Raw genomic sequence first — 14,957 nt, 5'->3', positions numbered from 1 at the left:
GCGGGGCCGACGGTGCCGCCCACGAACCGCGAGGTCCGCCGCCCGAGTGCGGGCCGGCTGGGCCTCCTGGACTCCAACGCTGAGCCGAACCTCGAATCCCTGGGGTGGGCGAACGTCGAGAGTGCCGACGTCCTGTGGGCGCTCTCCCGCGCAGCCGACCCGGACTGGACACTGCGCGCCCTGGTGCGGCTGCGGGAGTCCGCGGCCGCCGACTGGGCGGAGATCGACGGGCTGATCCGCGGCGACACCACCTTTCGCGGCCGGCTCTTCGGGCTGCTCGGAGCGTCCGACGCTCTGGGGGATCACCTCATCAGTCATCCCGCGTCCTGGCGCCTGCTGCGGGACACCGCGCCGCTGCGCTCGCGCGACGATCTGATCGCCGCAATGCTCGCCACCGTCGACGCGGTGAAGGTCCCGGGTCGCCGCGACGACGACCTGATCTATCGCGCGGCGGTCACCGGCGGCGCCGCGATCGCCGCGCTGCGCGACGGCTACCGCGACCTGGTGATGGTGCTCGCCGCGCGGGACCTCGCCGAGCTGGTGGAGAACGAGCCCACCCTGCCCTTCGCGATCGTGGGCGCGCATCTCGCGGACCTCGCGGACGCCGCGCTCACTGCCGCGTTGGCGGTCGCCGTCGCGACCGTCCATCCCGACGCCGACCCGCAGGGTCGCCTCGCCGTGGTCGCGATGGGCAAGTGCGGTGCCCGGGAACTGAACTACGTCTCCGACGTGGACGTGATCTTCGTCGCCGAGCCCGCCGATGGGGCCTCCGCGCGGCTCGCGGGGGAGATGATGCGGATAGGCTCCGCGGCGTTCTTCGATGTGGATGCTGCGCTCCGCCCGGAGGGCAAGGCCGGTAGCCTCACCCGCACGCTGGAATCCCATGTGGCGTACTACAAGCGATGGGCGAAGACCTGGGAGTTCCAGGCGCTTCTCAAGGCCCGCCCGCAGACCGGTGACATGGAGCTGGGGCATGACTACCTGGGCGCGCTCAGCCCCATGGTGTGGGAGGCGGCCGAGCGCGAGGACTTCGTGCAGGACGTGCAGGAGATGCGCCGCCGCGTCGAGGAGAACATCGCCCCAGACCTGCGCGAGCGCGAGCTGAAGCTGGGCCGCGGCGGCCTGCGTGACGTCGAGTTCGCCGTCCAGCTGCTGCAACTGGTGCACGGCCGCACCGACGAGACCCTGCGGGAGCGCAGCACCGTCGACGCCCTGGAGGCGCTCACCGTCGGAGGCTACGTGGGGCGCGACGACGGCGCGAACTTCACCGCCTCGTACGAGTTCTTGCGCACGTTGGAGCATCGGCTACAGCTGCGCCGCATGGAGCGCACCCATCTGCTGCCGCCGCCCGATCACGAGGAGGCGTGGCGCTGGCTGGCGCGCGCCGCGCACATCCGGCCCGACGGAGATCGCGACGCCGCTGGGGTGCTGCGGGCGGAGCTCAAGCGGCAGTCGGCGCGGGTGCGCCGACTGCACACCAAACTCTTCTACCGCCCGCTGTTGGACTCGATCGCGAACCTCGACGCGGACGCGGTGAGCTTGAGCGACGATGCGATCGTCGCGCGACTGGCCGCGCTCGGCTTCCTCCAGCCGCAGCACGCCCTCGCGCACCTCAAGGCGATGGCGGACTCCTCGCGACGGGGCCGGATCCAGACCATCCTGCTGCCCACCCTGCTCGAATGGCTCAGCGAGACCCCGAATCCCGATGCCGGCCTGCTGAACTACCGCAAGCTCTCCGAGGATCTGCGTGACGTCGAGTGGTATCTGCGCGTACTGCGCGACGAGTCGGTGGTCGCGCAGCGGCTCATGACCGTGCTTGGCTCGTCGACCTTCGTCGCGGAGCTCCTGGCCCGATCGCCCGACGTGATCCGCCTCTACGCCGACGGCGCCGCCGGTCCGAAGCTCACGGAGCCCTCGCCGAACTCGGTCTACGACGGCATGCTCGCCGCGGTCAGCCGTGCCCCGCACCGCGACCGGGCGATCGCGGTGGCGCGGGCCATGCGGCGTAGCGAGATCGCCCGCGTAGCCTCGGCAGACATTCTCGGCATGATGACCGTGCCGGAGGTGTGCGCCGCCCTCTCGTCGGTCTGGGGCGCCGCCCTCGACGCCGCGCTCGTCTCCGAGGTCGCGACGTCCGTGGTGGAGCGCGAGTCCAGTCGCAGTGCTTACCCACCGGGCGCGCCTGCGCGGATCGCGGTCATCGGCATGGGCCGGCTCGGCGGTCACGAGATCGGCTACGGCTCCGACGCCGATGTGCTGTTCGTCTGCGTGCCCAACGAGGGCTACGAGGAGTCCGACGCGGTGCGGTGGTCCAACCACGTCGCCGATGCGGTGCGGACCCGGCTCGGCGCACCGTCGGTGGACCCGGGTCTGGAGGTCGACACGGGCCTGCGCCCCGAGGGCCGCAACGGACCCGTGGTGCGGACCTTGGCTGCGTACCGGGCCTACTACCAGCAGTGGGCGCAGCCCTGGGAGGTACAGGCGCTCCTGCGCGCCACCCACGTGGCCGGCGACGAGGGCATCGCCCGCGAGTTCCTGCACATGGTGGACGAGACCCGGTACCCCGAAGGCGGCGTCTCGCCCGCGACGGTCAACGAGCTGCGGCGCATCAAGGCCCGCGTCGACTCCGAGCGGCTGCCCCGCGGGGCAGACCCCGCGACGCACACCAAGCTGGGTCGCGGCGGGCTCTCCGACGTCGAGTGGACGGTCCAGCTGGAGCAACTGCGGCACGCCAGTGCCGTTCCCGCGCTGCGCAACACCTCGACGCTCGAATCGCTCGACGCGATCGAGGCGAACGAGCTGCTCCCGGTGAGCGACGTCGAACTACTGCGGGAGGCGTGGCTTACCGCCACCCGCGCCCGCAACGCGCTGTTCCTGGTGCGCGGCAAGCCCGTCGACCAGCTGCCGGGGCCCGGCGCGGTGCTTTCCAATGTGGCGTACGTGGCCGGGTGGAGGGGAAGCTCGCTGGACTACCTCGACGACTACCTGCGCACCACCCGGCGCGGGCGCGCCGTGGTCGACCGGGTCTTCTGGGGCGAATAGCGCCGCAGCGGGCAGGATGGCGGCATGAGGATCTTCTTCCGGATGGCGGCAAGCATCGTCGGCACCGCTGCCCTGCTGGGCGCGCTCCTGGCGCTCGTGCTGCACTTCTGGCCCGGGACCGACAAGATCACGGTGGCCGCCGCTGCGGTCTCGCCGGTGCTCTGGGTGGCCTGCATCGCGATCGCGGTGGTGTGCCTGCTGTACGTCCGTGCGCTGCTGCGTCTCGTGCTGGCGGTGGCGGTGGTGGCCGCCGGGGTCTGGGTGCAGGCGCCGCTGTGGCGCGGCGAGCCGGCGCCCGCCGGACCGGAGCTCACCGTGCTCAGCGCGAACATCCAAGTGGGTGCAGGCGATGTGGATGCGCTCGCGAAGCTGGTCCGCGAGAACCGCGTGGATGTGCTCGCCGTCCTCGAGGTGACGGATGAGGCCGCCCGGCGGATCGCCGCGTCCAGCATCGCCACGGACCTGCCGCACTCGATCGTCCGGCCCGCAGCGCTGGCCGACGGGACCGCGCTCTACAGCCGCCACCCCCTCACGAGCACCGGCACCGTCCCCGGCTTCGTCATGAACGCGCTGACCGCCGTCGCGACCGTCCCCGGCCGGGGCGACGTGCAGCTCTTCGCGCTGCACCCGATGCCGCCCCTGGACCCGGAGACCTGGGACTCCGAGCTGCGCCGGATCGGTACCCTCCTGCAGGGCGTTCCCGAGGGGCGCCCCGTCGTCGCGCTGGGGGACTACAACGCCACCTTCGACCATGTGCGCTTCCGTAGCCTGCTCACGGGCGGATACCGCGACGCGGGGCAGCTCGCCGGCGCGGGCTGGCTGCCCACCTACCCGACGGACAAGACCTACCCGCCCGTGGTGGGCATCGACCACGTGCTGCTGCGCGGGCTCGGGGCGGCCGAGGTCACCGGCCACGAGGTGCCCGGCGCGGATCACCGGGCGCTGCTCGCCCGGGTGGGCTGAGGGAGTGCACGGCGCTCAGGCGACGTGGAGCTCCAGGCAGTTCTCGACGTTGAACAGCCGCAGGGTGCGCCGTGCGCCCGGCGGGATCTCGTCGATGACGTCGGTCGTCGCGACGACGCGGGGTTCCGTCGCGGTGTGCGTCGCACCGTGCCGCACGAGGTCCACGGTACCCGCGGCACGGACGTTGCGAACCCAGTCGGTGTCCGGCCCGTAGGGCAGCGCGATGACGAGCGTGCCGCGGTCGGTCGCGAACGCGTCGACCGGCGTCTCGTAGGCCGTGCCGCTGCGCCGCCCCACGTGCCGCACCACCGTGCGGGTCGAGTCGGGGGACTCGGCGGCGTGGACGGCGCGCGGGTTCGTGAAGTCCCGGTTGACCCGGCGCACGACGTTCAGGACGGGACGGATCCGGAACCGGATACCGGCGAGAATCACCGCCAGCGCGGCAAGGGGGAGGAGCACCACGGCTCCGACGACGGCGGACAGTACGCGCATGACGCCTCCAGGGATCGGTGTGCTCCCAGTCTCGCGGCGGCGTCCGCGCCGCGCATCAGGGCGATCCCTGAATCCGCGGGCCCGCGACGGCCTGAGAGCTACGACGCGGAGAGGATCTTGATCGCGAAGATCAACGTGTCGCCGGCCTGGATCCCGGCCGAGGGCTGGCCCGTCACGTAGCCGTCGGCGGGCGCGATCGCCACGCCCACGGAGGTGCCGACCTTGTTGCCCGCGATGGCCTTCTTGAAGCCGGGGATCACTCCGTCGAGTGAGAACGACGCAGGCTTGCCGCGGTCGTAGGTGCTGTCGAAGCGCTCGCCGGTGCGGCCGTTGACTCCCAGGTAGCAGACCGAGACCGTCGCGGTGTCGCCGACCACGGCACCGTCGCCGGGCGGGTTGAAGGCCTGGACGTGGGTCTGCTCGACGGAGAAGGGCTTCTCAACGGTGATCTGCGGGGATGCGGTGTCCGAGGGGCCCGTGACCACGATGGAGCCGGTTTGCCCCTGGTAGGTCCAGTCGGGGGAGTTGGCGGTGCTCGGGGCGCCCGTGGGGCAGGCCGCGGAGGCCTCCGGCGTACTGCACGCGGTGAGGGACGCCGCAGCGAGGACGACGGAGGCGAGGGCGAGGGTCGAACGGGAGGCACGCATGGTCTCGAACCTACCGTCTCGCCGAAGGCCTTCAGCAGCGTCCCAGGCGGACCGACCGGCTCCGCATGAACCGTCACTGGCCCCCAAGGTTCCCGGTGATCCAGGCCGTCACCGGCGTTAGGACGGATTCGGGCGGGCGGAGCCGCGGCCGAGGTCCTCGGCGTCGAACAGGTTCGCCTCCCGGTCACCACCGACGATACGGGTTCGGCCCCGCACCTGAACAGGTGCGGGGCCGAACCGGTTGGAGCTCAGTCGATCACACGTCGTAGTAGAGCTGGAACTCGTACGGGTGCGGGCGCAGGTTGACCGGCGCGATCTCGTTCTCACGCTTGTAGGAGATCCACTCCTCGATCAGGTCCTCGGTGAAGACGCCACCGGCGGTGAGGTACTCGTGGTCCTCCTCGAGACGGTCGATCACGTCCGCGAGCTGCGTCGGGGCCTGCGGGATGCCCTTGGCCTCCTCGGGCGGCAGCTCGTAGAGGTCCTTGTCGACCGGGGCGTGCGGCTCGATCTTGTTCTTGATGCCGTCCAGGCCGGCCATCATCATGGCGGCGAAGGCCAGGTACGGGTTGCCCGAGGAGTCGGGGCAACGGAACTCGATGCGCTTTGCCTTGGGGTTGTTGCCCGTGATCGGGATACGGACGCACGCCGAGCGGTTGCGCTGGCTGTACACCAGGTTGATCGGGGCCTCGTAGCCCGGCACCAGACGCTTGTACGAGTTGATCGTCGGGTTGGTGAACGCGAGCAGCGACGGGGCGTGGTGCAGGATGCCGCCGATGTACCAGCGCGCCAGATCCGACAGACCGCCGTAGCCGGCCTCGTCGTAGAACAGCGGCTTGCCGTCCTTCCACAGCGATTGGTGGGCGTGCATGCCCGAGCCGTTGTCGCCGAACAGCGGCTTCGGCATGAACGTGACGGTCTTGCCCTCCTGCCACGCGGTGTTCTTCACGATGTACTTGAAGAGCTGGACGTCGTCAGCCGCGTGCAGCAGCGTGTCGAACTTGTAGTTGATCTCGGCCTGGCCGCCGGTGCCCACCTCGTGGTGGCCGCGCTCGAGCGTGAAGCCGGCGTTCTGCAGGTTGGTCGAGATCTTGTCGCGCAGGTCCACGTAGTGGTCGTACGGCGCGACGGGGAAGTAGCCACCCTTGGTCTTGACCTTGTAGCCGAGGTTCGGGGAGCCGTCCTCCTCGACCGCGCGGCCGGTGTTCCAGGAGCCCGAGATCGAGTCGACCTCGTAGAACGAGCCGTTGATCGTCGAGTCGAACGAGACCGAGTCGAAGATGTAGAACTCGGCCTCGGCACCGAAGAAGCAGGTGTCGGCGATGCCGGTGCTCCGGAGGTACTCCTCCGCCTTGCGCGCGATGTTGCGCGGGTCGCGGCTGTAGGCCTCGCGGGTGAACGGGTCGTGCACGAAGAACGAGATGTTCAGGGTCTTCGCCGCACGGAAGGGGTCGATGCGCGCCGTGGTGACGTCGGGCAGCAGCATCATGTCCGACTCGTCGATCGACTGGAAGCCGCGGATCGACGAACCGTCGAAGGCCAGACCGTCCTCGAAGACGCTCTCGTCGAACGCCGAGGCGGGGATGCTGAAGTGCTGCATCGTGCCGGGCAGATCGCAGAAGCGGATGTCGACGTACTCGACGTCTTCCTTCTTCAGGTAGTCGAGAAGTTCCTCTTTGGTAGTGAACACCTGTTACTGGCTCCTTCGTCGTCCGGCGGTGACGGCCACGGTCGTACCGTTCGCACCACCACCGAGGTTACGAGAATGAACGGTATGGACGAGGTGTTGCCCGAGAACTAACGCAATGTTTCATCGGTGTTACACATCGAGGGCCGTCCGGAAGGCCGCCGAATCGGACCCCACGTACCCTGAGTGCATGCGTCGAGAAACGGGATCATGGCTCTCCGGTGCCTCCGCGGCCCTGCCGGAGGGCGCGCACGGCGAGTACCGAGGGCAGGCCCTGGGTCTGCCGCGCGACGGTGCCGGGTCGGCCGCCGGCTCGGGCCGCCGCGTGCTGGGCCTGTTCCTCGACTGGGTGCCGTCCGCGCTGATCGCGGTGGCGATCGTGGGACCGAGCCGCGTCTTCGCGGGGGAGCCCACCGCCTTCGATACGCTCGCGCTGGGTATCTGGTTCGCGGTCGGCGTACTGTCGGTGACCCTGTTCGGCTTCACGCCCGGCCAGTACTTCGCCGGGCTCCGCGTCGCGCGGATCGAGAACCCGCAGATGCGGGTGGGCTTCGTCCGCGCGCTGGCGCGCAACCTGCTCATCGTCTTCATCGTGCCGCCGCTCATCCAGGACGTCGACGGTCGCGGCATGCACGATCGCGCCACCGGAACGATCCTCGTCAAGGCGCGCTGACGACGCAGGCCCGCTGACGACTCAGGGCCCGCCGTAGCGGGCCCCGAGGGCGGTCAGTTCGAGCCGGTCTTGCGCCGGACGGTGCGCTGCACGCTGCGCATCTTCGCACCCTGCGGCAGCGGCCCGCGCGGCATCTGCGCGCCGCCTGTACGGGTGGAGAGCGCCGCGAGCCGGCCCTCCAGCTCGTCGATCTTCTTGCCGTTGATGTTCGACGGGAGCTTGTTCAGGGACCGCTGCAGTTTTCGGAGCGGGACCTGCCCCTCCTCGTTGCCCACGGTGAACTCGTAGATCGGGGTCTGCCCCACCACTCGGGCCGTCTTCTTCTTCTCTTGCGCGAGCAGGCCTTTGATCCGGCCCTCGTTGCCCTCGGCCACAAGGATCACGCCGGGCTTGCCGATCACGCGGTGCACCGCGTCGGCGTGGGTGGTGCGGGCGACGGCCTGCGTCACGCGCCACGAGCCGCGCATGTTGTCGAGCGCCCAGCCGGCGGCGCCGACCTGGCCCTCGTTCTTCGTGTACACGCTGCGCTCCAGGCGGCGGGTGAAGACGATGAACGCGCCGAGAGCGCCGAGCAGCACGCCGAGGATGAGGAACATCCACCACGTGCCGGCGAAGTAGCCGATCACCAGCGAGAGCGCCACCGCCGCGACGAAGACGCCGACCATGATCGGTACCAGCGCCTTGTCTTCCTTGCGCTGCATCTGGAACGCCTGCCACATCTGCTTGCGGCGGTCCTTCGAAGCGGCCCTGCGAACGCGCTTCGCCTCGGCCTTCTGCGCCTTGAGCTTGTCGGCGGCTGCCTTGTCCTGTGCCATGTCCCCCAGCTTAATGTGCGACTACTTCACGCCGAACCGCTACTTCGCGGCGGCGGCCATCCGGCTCAGCACCGAGGTGGCCTCCTGCGCCGCATCACCCTCGGCGGTCAGGTGCGCCATGTTCTCCGGGATGGGCCGGCCGTGGTGCGCCATCGCCTTCGCGTAGAGCTTGCCCGCGCGGTACGACGAGCGCACGAGCGGTCCGGCCATGACACCGGCGAAGCCCATCTCCTCGGCGGCGGCGGTGTGCTCGACGAACTCCTCGGGCTTGACCCACCGCTCCACGGGGTGGTGCCGCGGCGACGGGCGCAGGTACTGCGTGATGGTGATGATGTCGCAGCCCGCATCGTGCAGGTCGCGCATCGCCTCCGTGACCTCCTCGGGGGTCTCTCCCATGCCGAGGATGAGATTCGACTTGGTGACCAGGCCGAAGTCGCGAGCCTGGCGGATCACGTCGAGCGAGCGGTCGTACCGGAACGCCGGACGGATCCGCTTGAAGATGCGCGGCACTGTCTCCAGGTTGTGGGCCAGCACCTCGGGGCGCGACTCGAAGACCTCGGCCAACAGCTCCGGCTTGGCGTGGAAGTCGGGGATCAGGTTCTCGACGCCTGTGTTCGGGTTCAGCGCGTGGATCTGGCGCACCGTCTCGGCGTACAGCCACACGCCCTCGTCCGGCAGGTCGTCGCGAGCGACGCCCGTGATGGTGGAGTAGCGCAGGCCCATCGCCTGCACCGACTCGGCGACGCGGCGCGGCTCGTCCCGATCCAGCTCCGCGGGCTTGCCCGTGTCGATCTGGCAGAAGTCGCAGCGGCGGGTGCATTGCTCACCGCCGATGAGGAAGGTGGCCTCGCGGTCCTCCCAGCATTCGTAGATGTTGGGGCAGCCCGCCTCCTCGCACACCGTGTGGAGGCCCTCACGCTTGACGAGGCCCTTGAGCTCGGTGAATTCAGGGCCCATCTTCGCGCGCGTGCGGATCCAGTTCGGCTTGCGCTCGATCGGGGTCTGTGCGTTACGGACCTCGAGGCGGAGTAGCTTGCGGGGGTTCTCCGGGGTACTCACTCGATCCATGCTACGCCCGGCCGCGCGAGCCGACGGTGGCGCGGGTCACGCCTCGTCGACCTTGATTATTCGATCATCTAATCTGACTCGGGCAGGAGGTGCGGAGATGACGCTGGGGCGGACCCCGTGGGGCACGTTCGTTGTGCTCTACCTGGTGTTCTTCCTCATGGGCGCCGAGATGAACCTCGTCGCGCCGCTGCTGCCCGACATCGCGCGCGCCTTCGACGCGTCGACCGGCGCCGCGGGCAACGTCGTCACCGCCTACGTCCTCTGCTACGCCGTCACCGGGCCCCTCTTCGGCAGGCTCTCGGACCGGCTCGCGCGGCGGCACGCGATCGCCGCCGGGATGGCGGTCTTCGCGGTGGCGGACGTCCTCAGCTACCTCGCGCCGTCCCTGGAGCTGCTCGTCGCGGCCCGTGCGCTCTCCGGCCTCGGCGCGGCCCTCGGCGCACCGTCGATCTGGGCGTACCTCGCCGAGTACGCCGCGCCCGCGGAGCGCGGCCGGGCGGTCTCGCTGGGCGCGGCCGCGTACGCCGGCGGCCAGGTGCTGGGCGTACCGCTGGGCGCGCTCCTGGCGACGGGGCTCGGGTGGCGCGCGCCGTACCTGCTGATCGGCGTGCCGATGTTGGCGGTGGCCGCGATGACGGCTCTGCGCCTGCCGTCAGCAGGCCCGTCCGCTCCCGGCCCTGACCGGGGCGGCCTGTTCGCACCCTGGCGCGACCGGCGGATCGCGCTGGCCTTCTCGTCGTCGCTGCTACTCCAGGCGGGGCGGCTCGGCGCATACACCTACGTCGGCGTTCTCCTCTCCCAGCGGTTCGGCTACGGCCTCACCGCGCTGGGCCTGGTGGGCCTCGTGGTCGGGATCGGCTCGATGGCCGGGTCCGTCAGTACGGGCGTGCTCGTCGACCGGCTCGCCGGTCGCGGCGTGCACCCGGCGTGGGTGCCGGCCGGTGCCGCTCTGGTCGTCGCCGCGGGGGTCGCAGTCGCCACGACGGCGACCGTCCCCGCGGTGGTCATCGCGGCCGTGGCGGTGTGGTGCGCGGGCGGTGGGGCCTTCTTCTCCGCGCAGCAGACCTACCTTTCGTCTGCTGACCCCGACAACCGTGCCGCCGTGCTCGGCTGGAACAACGCGTGCACGAACGCCGGGGTCGCGACCGGCACGTCGGTGCTGGGCGCGCTGGTGGTGGGTGGCCCGTGGTTCGCCGCCACGGCGACCGCGTTCGCCGTGGCGGCCGCGCTCTTGTGCTTCGCCTCCGTGCGCCTCGGCGCCGCGCCGTCCCGGGCCTAGCTGACCCGGGACGGTCCCGTCAGGGTTTCGACGGCCACCACACGCGGTCGCCGAGCGCTGTGATCGCGGCGGGCACGAACACCGTGCGCACCACCACGATGTCGATCAGGAGGCCGATGCCGATGGTCGAGCCGATCTGGAGCAGGTTGATCACGCTGCCGCTCATCAGCGCGAACATGGTGATCGCGAAGACCAGCCCGGCGGTGGTGATCACGCTGCCCGTGGTGCCGAACGCGCGGAGCACGCCGCGCACCGTCGAATCCCCGGCGGCCTCCTCGCGGATGCGGTCCGCGAACAGCATGCTGTAGTCGGCGCCCACCGCGACCAGCGCCATGAAGGCGATCGGCAGCACCGACCAGTCGACGGGGATGCCGAGCCCGTGCTGCCAGAGGAGCACCGACGCGCCCGCCGCGGCGGCGAAGGACAGCACCACGGTGGCGACCATGAGCGCCGCCGCGATCACCGCGCGGAGCAACACCAGCAGCACCAGGAAGACGCCGATCACGGCGACCAGGCCGAAGAGCAGGAAGTCGCGCAGCACCTGCTCGCGCATCTGCGCCGAGATCGACGCGAGGCCGAAGCCGTCCATCGTGGCGGGTTCGAGCACCGTTCCCTTCGCCGCGGCGCGCGCGGCGTCGGGGATCGAGGCGGAGGTGTTCAGGGCCTCGTCCGAGTACGGGTTGATGCCCCACACCACGAGCATGCGGGCGGACCGGCCGTCCGGCGACATGAGCACTCGCGAGCCGTCGACGAAGCGGTCCGACTGCAGCCCCTGCGCGGGCAGGTAGAAGCCGCGGCCCGGGCCTTCGGTGGTGCCGGAGCTGAGCCCGGTGAGGTAGTCCGTCGCGGTGCCGAGGCCCTCTTGGAGGCGGCCCGTCATCTCCACCACCTGATCGGTACCCGTCTTTACCTGTCCCAGGCCCGTGCTGAGCTGAGAGAGGCCGGTGGAGAGCTGGGTGACGCCCGCATTGAGCTCGGCGAGCTGGCCCTTGACCTGTTCCGGGCTGAGCGCGCCGAGGCCCGTGAGGAGACCCTGCAGGCGAGCGAGGGCGTCGTCGGCCTGGGCGAGCGCGGTCGCTGCGCGATCCGTCGTACCTGCGGGCAGCACGACTGTGGCGGCGCGGACCGCCGACGAGGCCCGCCCGGACGTCGCGCGATCGAGTTCGGCGAAGGCCCGGCGCGCGGCTGTGCAGTTCACGTCGGCGGTGCAGGCGGGGGAGGCGGGGCCGACCAGCGGGCCGAAGACGTCGCCGATCCCGGCGTTCTGCCGTTGCGCGGTCCGCACGGCGTCGGCGGCGGTGGTCAGGGTGGCGACGGCGCTGCGCAGCAGGGCGGTCGCGGCGTTCACGTCGACGGTGCCGCCGCTCGCGGTCGCCAGCGCCTGCTGGGCGGAGGTCAGCGCGTCGAGCACGCCCGACGCGAGGCCGGTCACGCGCTGCGTACCCGCGACGAGCTCCGGGACCCGGCGCGACGCCTCGCTCGCGCCGGCGTTGAGCTGGTCGACGCCGGAGGCGAGCGCCTGGAGCTGCGGTGAGGCCTCCTTGAGCTGCCGGCTCGCGTCACCGAGGCCGTTCGCCACCTGCTGCGTCTGATAGCCGACCGCCGATTCGGGGATGGGCTTGCCGTCGGGCCTGGTGATCGACCGGACGTAGGCGACCTGCGGCAGGTTCGACACCCCGATCGCGATGGCCTCGAGCGCCGCCAGGTCGTGGGTGTTGCGCATGTCGTGATCGGCGCGGATGAGCAGGAACTCCGGCACCGCCTCGTTGACGCCCCAGTGCTCCTGCACCGTCTCGTAGCCGTTGCGGGAGTCCGTGGCCCGCAGCTGCATCCGGTTCTCGTCAAAGCCGATCACCATGCTGGGCAGCACCGCCGCGGCGGCGAGCAGCACCACGAGCGCGGCCGCCGACAGCGGCACCGCGCGGCGCATCACCTTCGCACCCGTGCGGCGCCAGCGCTTCTCGGTGCCGGGCCGCGGCTCGACCCAGCCGCGCGCGCCCAGGAAGCGCAGCAGCGCGGGCGGCAGGGTGAGCGCGATGAGGCAGGTGACGATGATCGAGATCGTCGTGGGCAGGCCGGCAGTGACGAAGATGCCGACTTTGCAGAAGATCATCGCGCCGCTCGCCACGGCGATGGTGAGGGCGGAGGCGACGATGATGCGTCCGACGCGCGTCGACGCGGCGACCGCGGCCTCCTCGGAGGGGGCTCCTGCGCGGCGCGCTTCGTGGTACCCGGCGACGGCGAAGATCGCGTAGTCGGTGGCGGCGCCGAGCACCATGGCCGTCATGATCGCGATGGAGAAGTTGGACACGGGGATCACTTCGTGCTCGCCGAGCAGCGAGACGATGGGCCGCGCGACGGCGAGCGACAGGCCGATGGTCAGCAGCGGCACCATCGCCGCGCCGATCGACCGGTAGGTGATGAGCAGCAGCGCCATGATGAGCACCACTGAGACCGCGGTGATCACCAGCAGCGAGGCGTCGATCGCGGTGAACAGGTCCGACAGGGTCGGCGCGGTGCCCGTGAACTCCACGGTCGTGCCCGCCGGGGCCGGGATCGAGCGGATCGTGGCGCGGATCGCCTCGGTGCTCGATTGCGCTCGGGTGGAGCCGATGTCGCCCACCTCGGCGACGAGCAGATTGATCGCCTTGCCGTCGGGGCTCAGGCCCACTTCGCGTGCAGCCGGCTTGCCGAACGTGTCGATGACGTAGGCGACGTGTTCCTTGTCGGCCTCGAGTGCCGTGGTGAGCGCCCGGTAGTACTGCTCCTGCTCCGGGCCGATCTTTCCCTCGGCGCTGATGATGACGTTGCCCTGCGCCGTGGACGACGGGGTGCCGAATTCCTCGGCCATCGCCCGCAGCCCGTCGACGCCGGGCAGGTCGCCCGGGATGAACGGCGCGGAGTGCTTGTGGACCGTGACCTCGAGCTGCGGCACCGCGACGTTGAGGACACCGGCGACGGAGATCCAGAACAGCAGGATCCAGGCGGCGTAGCGCACGCAGAGCCGGCCGAGCCGCGCGAAGAAGGGCTGTTTCGCTGCGGAATTACTATGGGCGTCGATCACGGTCACCTTCCGGTCCGCCGGAAGAGAGCCGGCCGCGGTCCAAAAATCGAACTAGACTGATAGGTGTGAACCGTAATCTCTATCGACGAGGCACGCCTAGAGCCTCTCGGTGTGGGTTCCGCCGCAGAGCGGCAGGGGGAGTGACATGGGTCACAACGACCGGGACGTCGACCGCCCGCTACCCGGGCGGCCCGTCCGAGGTTCGGACACCGGGCGGCCGATGATGGCCGCGCTCGACCTGTTCGGCCGGCGGTGGGCGCTGCGGATCGTGTGGGAGCTGCGGTTCGGGAAGTCGCGGTTCTCCGACCTGCGCAACGAGATCGAGGGCATCTCGTCGAGCACGCTTTCGCAGCGCCTTTCGGAACTCACTGCGGCGCACATCGTGGCGCAGACGTCCGACGGTGCCTACCGCCTCAGTTACCAGGGCAAGGCCCTGCTCATCGCCCTGGGCCCGCTGGAGCTGTGGGCCAAGACGTGGGCGAAGGGCGTCCGGGACGGTGTGGAGGAGGGCTCGGCCGATCAGGCGTGATCGGCGACGTGCAGGGTCTCGTCGGTGACGGGGAGGTCGCCGTCGAGCGCGCGCTGGACCGCGTCGACGACGGCATCGCGCACCTCGCCGACGGTGACGTCACGGCCCAGCTCGGAGCTCAGAGTGGTCACGCCCGCGTCGGGGATGCCGCAGGGGATGATCGCTTCGAAGCCGCCGAGCGTGTTGTCGCAGTTGAGTGCGAAGCCGTGCAGGGTGACGCCCCGCGCGACCCGGATACCGATGGCGCCCACCTTGCGCTCGGGGCGCGCACCGTCGGCGGGGAACCACACGCCCGAGCGGCCCTCGACCCGGCCGACCGCGAGCCCGAGGCCCCGGCAGACCTCGATGAGCGCCTGCTCGATCCGGCGGACGTAGTCGACGACGTCCATCGCGGAGCCCAGCTTGATGATCGGGTAGCCGACCAGCTGGCCCGGGCCGTGCCAGGTGATCTTTCCGCCGCGGTCCACGTCGATGACGGTGCTGCCGTCCGTCGGCAGGTCCTGCGGCTCGGTGCGCTTGCCCGCGGTGAACGTGGGCGGGTGCTCGAGGAGGAGCAGCCGGTCGCCGATGGCGCCGTCGGCGCGCTGGTTCGCGAGGTCGTGCTGGAGATCGAAGGCCTCCTGATAGCCGATGGTGCCGAGGTCCTCGACCACGATCGGAGCGGAATCGGCGCGGGCGGAGCGTGCGGGCATGCCCTC

General features: G+C 70.7%; 12 protein-coding genes. 5 read left to right on the top strand and 7 right to left on the bottom strand.

Annotated elements, in window-relative coordinates; all coding sequences use genetic code 11:
• Window positions 1–12: 12 nt before the first annotated feature.
• Window positions 13–3,042 (top strand): bifunctional [glutamine synthetase] adenylyltransferase/[glutamine synthetase]-adenylyl-L-tyrosine phosphorylase, encoded by a 3,030-nt coding sequence (locus HNP44_RS19955; RefSeq protein ID WP_259144323.1) that lies wholly within the window; start codon window positions 13–15, stop codon window positions 3,040–3,042.
• Between the two features lie 24 nt (window positions 3,043–3,066).
• A complete protein-coding gene (locus HNP44_RS19950) occupies window positions 3,067–4,005 on the top strand; it encodes an endonuclease/exonuclease/phosphatase family protein (RefSeq protein ID WP_259144325.1) in 939 nt (312 codons plus the stop codon).
• A 15-nt stretch (window positions 4,006–4,020) separates the two neighbouring features.
• Here the strand turns inward: HNP44_RS19950 and HNP44_RS19945 are convergent, their stop codons facing one another.
• The 3 genes from HNP44_RS19945 to glnA all read right to left on the bottom strand — a co-directional run bounded on the left by HNP44_RS19945 (window position 4,021) and on the right by glnA (window position 6,834).
• Window positions 4,021–4,497 carry a nitroreductase family deazaflavin-dependent oxidoreductase gene (locus tag HNP44_RS19945; RefSeq protein ID WP_259144327.1) on the bottom strand — a complete coding sequence of 159 codons (477 nt, stop codon included), beginning with the start codon at window positions 4,495–4,497 and terminating at the stop codon, window positions 4,021–4,023.
• A 98-nt stretch (window positions 4,498–4,595) separates the two neighbouring features.
• Window positions 4,596–5,144, bottom strand: coding sequence for an FKBP-type peptidyl-prolyl cis-trans isomerase (locus HNP44_RS19940; protein ID WP_259144328.1), 549 nt, complete (start codon window positions 5,142–5,144; stop codon window positions 4,596–4,598).
• 256 nt (window positions 5,145–5,400) lie between these two features.
• Window positions 5,401–6,834: a type I glutamate--ammonia ligase gene (glnA, locus tag HNP44_RS19935; protein ID WP_259144329.1), complete on the bottom strand. Its 1,434-nt coding sequence runs from the start codon at window positions 6,832–6,834 to the stop codon at window positions 5,401–5,403.
• A gap of 187 nt (window positions 6,835–7,021) precedes the next feature.
• On the opposite strand from glnA, the gene HNP44_RS19930 reads away from it, so the two are divergent.
• Complete coding sequence (locus tag HNP44_RS19930) at window positions 7,022–7,504, top strand: RDD family protein (protein ID WP_259144330.1); 483 nt, start codon at window positions 7,022–7,024, stop codon at window positions 7,502–7,504.
• A 53-nt stretch (window positions 7,505–7,557) separates the two neighbouring features.
• Here the strand turns inward: HNP44_RS19930 and HNP44_RS19925 are convergent, their stop codons facing one another.
• Both HNP44_RS19925 and lipA read right to left on the bottom strand, forming a co-directional pair.
• Window positions 7,558–8,319 (bottom strand): DUF4191 domain-containing protein, encoded by a 762-nt coding sequence (locus HNP44_RS19925; RefSeq protein ID WP_259144331.1) that lies wholly within the window; start codon window positions 8,317–8,319, stop codon window positions 7,558–7,560.
• Between the two features lie 39 nt (window positions 8,320–8,358).
• Complete coding sequence (gene lipA / locus HNP44_RS19920) at window positions 8,359–9,387, bottom strand: lipoyl synthase (protein ID WP_259144332.1); 1,029 nt, start codon at window positions 9,385–9,387, stop codon at window positions 8,359–8,361.
• 97 nt (window positions 9,388–9,484) lie between these two features.
• Between lipA and HNP44_RS19915 the strand changes: the two genes are divergently transcribed.
• Window positions 9,485–10,666 carry an MFS transporter gene (locus HNP44_RS19915; protein WP_259144333.1) on the top strand — a complete coding sequence of 394 codons (1,182 nt, stop codon included), beginning with the start codon at window positions 9,485–9,487 and terminating at the stop codon, window positions 10,664–10,666.
• Between the two features lie 19 nt (window positions 10,667–10,685).
• Here the strand turns inward: HNP44_RS19915 and HNP44_RS19910 are convergent, their stop codons facing one another.
• Entirely contained in the window at window positions 10,686–13,736 is a 3,051-nt protein-coding gene (locus HNP44_RS19910) for an MMPL family transporter (RefSeq protein WP_259144334.1), read from the bottom strand.
• 139 nt (window positions 13,737–13,875) lie between these two features.
• Here HNP44_RS19910 and HNP44_RS19905 point away from each other — a divergent pair, with 139 nt between their 5' ends.
• A complete protein-coding gene (locus tag HNP44_RS19905) occupies window positions 13,876–14,259 on the top strand; it encodes a winged helix-turn-helix transcriptional regulator (RefSeq protein ID WP_259144335.1) in 384 nt (127 codons plus the stop codon).
• Here the strand turns inward: HNP44_RS19905 and lipB are convergent.
• The gene (lipB, locus tag HNP44_RS19900; RefSeq protein WP_259144336.1) at window positions 14,250–14,951 is read right to left on the bottom strand and encodes a lipoyl(octanoyl) transferase LipB; all 702 of its coding nucleotides are present in this window, start codon (window positions 14,949–14,951) and stop codon (window positions 14,250–14,252) included. The two genes, HNP44_RS19905 and lipB, sit on opposite strands and share 10 nt — an antisense overlap.
• Window positions 14,952–14,957 lie beyond the last annotated feature (6 nt).

The organism is Tsukamurella ocularis (assembly GCF_024807615.1).
In the GTDB taxonomy this organism is placed as follows: Bacteria; Actinomycetota; Actinomycetes; order Mycobacteriales; family Mycobacteriaceae; genus Tsukamurella; species Tsukamurella ocularis.
This window is presented reverse-complemented; position numbering and strand designations above follow the sequence as displayed.